This is a genomic window from Corallococcus llansteffanensis (genome assembly GCF_003612055.1).
GTDB lineage: Bacteria > Myxococcota > Myxococcia > Myxococcales > Myxococcaceae > Corallococcus > Corallococcus llansteffanensis.
The window spans coordinates 1-2,816 of sequence record NZ_RAWB01000858.1 but is presented as its reverse complement, the minus strand read 5'-3'; the positions used below and the strand labels follow the sequence as shown (position 1 = coordinate 2,816).

4 protein-coding genes are annotated in these 2,816 nt (G+C 72.9%); 3 read left to right on the top strand and 1 reads right to left on the bottom strand.

Annotation, left to right across the window (positions count from 1 at the left end):
• Positions 1-63 precede the first annotated feature (63 nt).
• The 3 genes from D7V93_RS41275 to orn all read left to right on the top strand — a co-directional run bounded on the left by D7V93_RS41275 (position 64) and on the right by orn (position 2,334).
• On the top strand, positions 64-516 hold the full coding sequence (locus D7V93_RS41275) for an archease (protein ID WP_120648461.1): 453 nt from the start codon (positions 64-66) through the stop codon (positions 514-516).
• Positions 517-1,719 (top strand): OsmC family protein, encoded by a 1,203-nt coding sequence (locus D7V93_RS41270; RefSeq protein WP_120648460.1) that lies wholly within the window; start codon positions 517-519, stop codon positions 1,717-1,719.
• Between the two features lie 66 nt (positions 1,720-1,785).
• Complete coding sequence (gene orn / locus D7V93_RS41265; RefSeq protein ID WP_120648459.1) at positions 1,786-2,334, top strand: oligoribonuclease; 549 nt, start codon at positions 1,786-1,788, stop codon at positions 2,332-2,334.
• A 40-nt stretch (positions 2,335-2,374) separates the two neighbouring features.
• On the opposite strand, the gene D7V93_RS41260 is transcribed toward orn, so the two are convergent.
• Positions 2,375-2,743 carry a response regulator gene (locus D7V93_RS41260; RefSeq protein ID WP_120648458.1) on the bottom strand — a complete coding sequence of 123 codons (369 nt, stop codon included), beginning with the start codon at positions 2,741-2,743 and terminating at the stop codon, positions 2,375-2,377.
• Positions 2,744-2,816: the final 73 nt, after the last annotated feature.

The following is a 2,816-nucleotide window of genomic DNA, read 5'->3' as shown; positions in this document are numbered from 1 at the left end:
GGACATGGGGGGCGGTTGGTGGTTCTGAAGGGTGCGATGTGAACCGAAGGAGCGGGAGGACCTATGAACACCGAAGTGGTGCATGCGGAAGGCAAGCCCCGGACCCACTGGGAACATTTCACGCGCGACGAGCAGCTCGGGGTGCGGGGCGTGGGCCGGTCCATGGAGCAGGCCTTCGAGATGGCGGCGCTGGGGCTGTCCGCGCTGGTGACGGACCCCCGGAGCGTGGAGGCGCACGAGGAGCTGGAGGTGTCCTGCCAGTCCGTGGACCACGACGAGCTGCTCGCGGAGTGGCTGCGCGAGGTGGTGGGCGCCATGGCCGGACGGCGCCTGCGCTTCCAGTGCTTCGCGGTGCGCCTGGACGGGCTGAACCTCTTCGGCCACGGCTTCGGCGAGCGCGCGGGCGCTGAGCGCCACGGGCTCGACGTCGCGGTGACGGGCGCGTCGCTCACCAGCGTGTCCGTGCGCCAGGGGCCGGGCGGCGTGTGGACGGCCGAGGCGCTGGTGGACTTCTAGATGACGCCCCGGGAGGTGAGCTTCCCGGGAGGCGGTGGGCGGCTGGAGCTGCCCTCGGGCGCTCCGGCCGCGAGCGCGGTGCTGGTGTCGTGCTTCGCGTGCGTGGGCCACTCGCCCGGGCCGCAGCGGCTGGCGCGCGCGCTGGTGTCGCGGGGCTTCGCCGTATTGCGCCTGGACTTCACGAAGGGTGCGGACGGCGCGAGCGCGGAAGGGCCCCCGGACACGGTGCCGGGCGTGGACACGGTGGTGGCCGCGTCGGCCTGGCTCTCCGAGCGCGTGCCGGTGCCCCGGCTCCTCGTGGGGCACAGCCTCGGAGGCACGGCCGTGCTGGCCGCGCTGCCCCGGCTGCCGGACGTCACGGCGGTGGCGCTGGTGAACGCCCCCGTGGGCGCGGACACCCTGCGGGCGCTGCTGCCTCCCGGCGAGCGCGGCGCGGAAGCAGGCGACGTCGCCCTGGGCCCTGGCCGGCTGCGCCTGCACCGGGACTTCCTGCGGGCCATCGACGCGGAGGCGGTGGCGGAGGCGCTCGGGGCTTTCGAGGGCGCACTCCTGGTGATGCAGGCGCCGGAGGACCGCTACGTGGGCCTGGAGCGCGTGCGGGGGCTGCTGGCGCGCGCACGGCGGCCCGCGAGCCTGGTGATGCTGGACGGGGCGGACCACTTCCTCTCACGCCCGGCGGACGCGGCCTACGCGGCGGACGTGCTGGGGCCGTGGGCCACGCGGCACGTGGCGCCGCTGCGCGAGCGCGAGGAGCCGCTGCCGGAGGGACAGGTGGAGGTGCACGGGGCGTCCGAGGGGGGACTCGCCCAGGACATCCGCGTGGGCACGCACCGGCTGCGCGCGGACGAGCCGCGGGCGCTCGGGGGGCAGGACTCGGGGCCCTCGCCCTATGGGCTCCTGGCCGCGGCGCTGGGGGCGTGCACGTCGATGACGATGCGCCTGTACGCGGACCAGCACGGCTGGCCGCTCACGGGCGTGCGCGTGCGGCTGAACCACGACAAGGTGCATGCGAAGGATTGCGCGGAGTGCGAGTCGCGGGTGGGGCGCGTGGACCGGCTGGAGCGGCTCGTCCGGCTGGAGGGGCCCCTGACGGACGAACAGCGCGCCCGGCTGCTGCACATCGCGGACCTGTGCCCGGTGCACCGCACGCTCGAATCCAAGGTGGACGTCCTGACCCGCTGGGACGATTCATTCACGGAGTGAGTGCTCCAGGGCCGGGGGCTGGTATAGGGAGCGTTCCTTCCCCTTCGCGATCAGGATTTTCTTACCATGGCCCGTGAGACCCGCCTTGTCTGGCTCGACCTGGAGATGACCGGACTGGACCCCGAGTCCTGCGGCATCATCGAGGTGGGCGTCATCATCACCGGCCCGGACCTGCGGCCCATCGCGGAGTTCGAGCGGGTCATCTGGCAGCCGGAGGAGATGCTGCTGCGCATGGAGCCCGTCGTGCGCGACATGCACACGAAGAACGGCCTCATGGAGAAGGTGCGCTCCTCGAACGTGTCCCTGCGCGTGGCGGAGCGCGAGGTGACGGCCTTCATCGCGGACCACTGCGAGCTGGGCGAGGGCATCCTCGCGGGCAACTCCATCCACACCGACCGGCGCTTCCTCATCAGCCACATGCCCATGCTGGACCGCTACCTGCACTACCGCATGGTGGACGTGACGAGCCTGAAGGTGCTGGTGCGCGCGTGGTACCCGGCGCTGGTGGAGCCGCGCAAGCCGCCCAGCGGGCACACCGCGCTCGCGGACCTGCGCTCCAGCCTCACGGAGCTGCAGTACTACCGGGACATCCTCTTCCGCGCGACGCCGGGCTGAGCTTCCGAGCCGGGCGAACCGGGGCCCGGGCTTCCGGGCCTCAGACGCGGGCGCCGTCGGCCGGGAGCTGACGGGCGATGGTGCCCAGCAGGTCGTCCAGCTCGAAGGGCTTGGCGAGGAAGTGCGAGCTGTCGCGGCGCTCCTCGTCGGTGAGGCGGCCCGCGCTCATCACCACCACGGGCAGGTCGCACAGGTCGGGATGGGCGCGGATGCGGCGCAGCAGCTCGCCGCCGTCCATCACCGGCATCATCAGGTCCAGCAGGACGAGGTCGGGCTTGGAGGCCATGAGCCGCTGGAGGCCCTCGTCGCCGTTGTAGGCGGTGACGATGTCGTAGCCCTCCAGGGACAGGATGTCCTGGAGCGCCTCCACGATGGCCAGCTCGTCGTCGACGATGAGCAGCCGCTTCATGCGCCCCCGTCCTTCACGCTCATGCCGCGCCGGCTCCCCTCCAGGCAGGAGGCGCAGGGGTGCGGCAGGCGGC